This window comes from Halomonas sp. 707D4 (assembly GCF_024158685.1).
In the GTDB taxonomy this organism is placed as follows: domain Bacteria; phylum Pseudomonadota; class Gammaproteobacteria; order Pseudomonadales; family Halomonadaceae; genus Vreelandella.
On sequence record NZ_JAMZBD010000722.1, the window covers coordinates 1 to 1,123 of the forward strand.

At 71.3% G+C, this 1,123-nt stretch carries 2 protein-coding genes and 1 pseudogene; all 3 read left to right on the plus strand.

What is annotated here, in order from left to right:
- A pseudogene (locus BIS11_RS18210) lies at positions 1–366 on the plus strand (hypothetical protein); the annotation flags it as partial.
- Between the two features lie 21 nt (positions 367–387).
- Positions 388–804, plus strand: coding sequence for a flagellar protein FlhE (locus BIS11_RS18215; protein ID WP_253423288.1), 417 nt, complete (start codon positions 388–390; stop codon positions 802–804).
- A gap of 26 nt (positions 805–830) precedes the next feature.
- On the plus strand, positions 831–1,123 hold a 293-nt coding region (locus tag BIS11_RS18220; protein WP_253586811.1), incomplete at its 3' end, for a sigma-70 family RNA polymerase sigma factor.

Here is a 1,123-nt window from a genome sequence, read left to right on the forward strand (position 1 = left end):
CCCTTGGTGGTGGTCGGGCTGCCCTCGCACAGCGTCGCGCCGGTGCGCACGCGGCTCGGCGAATGGGCGGCGCTCGAGCGCCGCTGGGCGGCCACCCCGGAAAGCTGGGAGATCTTGCCGGTGCGCGTCGATGCGGATCTCGCCACGCTTGGCCGGCGCTACACGCGCTGGGCACTGTGGGTGCAAAGCGATGCCGATGCCTTCGCCGCCATGTACCGCACGCTGCGCCAGCTCAAGGAGCACGGCGGCCCGCGCCGGCTGCTGGCGCTCCATGAACCGCGCCTGCCGCGCCAGGGACTGCTCGACAACCTGCAGCGCGCGGCGGCAAGCTATCTTGATATCGACCTGCTGCTGCTGGCGCGCTGAGCGCATGACGAGAGGCCATCGATGACCGGTACGAGCTTGAAGCGCCTGGGAATGTTCGCCCTGGCGGGTATCATCTGGATGGGGGGAGCGCTGCCCGCGCTCGGCGGTACCGGTAGCTGGAGCCGCGAGGCGACTGGCGTGATGGTCGCCATGAGCGATCGCGCGACCCGAAGCCAGACGCTTGCGCCGCCGGCCGCGCCGCTGGCCGGAGGGCGCATCGAGCGCGTCCAGTGGCGTTTCGAGGCGCCCCCCGGGGCGCCGCTGCGCGCCTGGCTCTGCCACCCCGAGCGCTGCGTGGCGCTGAGCGGGCAGCGCGGAAGCCTCACGGGGCTCACCGGGCTCGCCGCCGACGCGCCGCTCGAGTTTCGCTTCGCGCTGGCGCCGGGGCAGCGCCCGACCCGGGTGCAGGGGCTGCAGGTGATCGTGAACTACCAGTGACCAGTGTATAGCCACGAGGCACGAGGATGTATACAGCACAAGGCAGGATTCAACACAGCGAGCTGGTCAGCCAGTACATGCCGTTGGTCAGGCGCCAGGCGCTGGCCCTTCAGGTGCGCTTGCCGGCCAGCATCGAACTCGACGACCTGATCCAGGCAGGCATGGTCGGGCTTCTGGAGGCGCTCGGGCGCTTCGATGCCGCCCAGGGCGCGAGCTTCGCCACCTTCGCCAGCCAGCGCATTCGCGGCGCGATGGTCGACGAACTGCGCACCCGCGACTGGCTGCCGCGCAGCGTGCGCCGCTCCGCCCGGGCCATGGA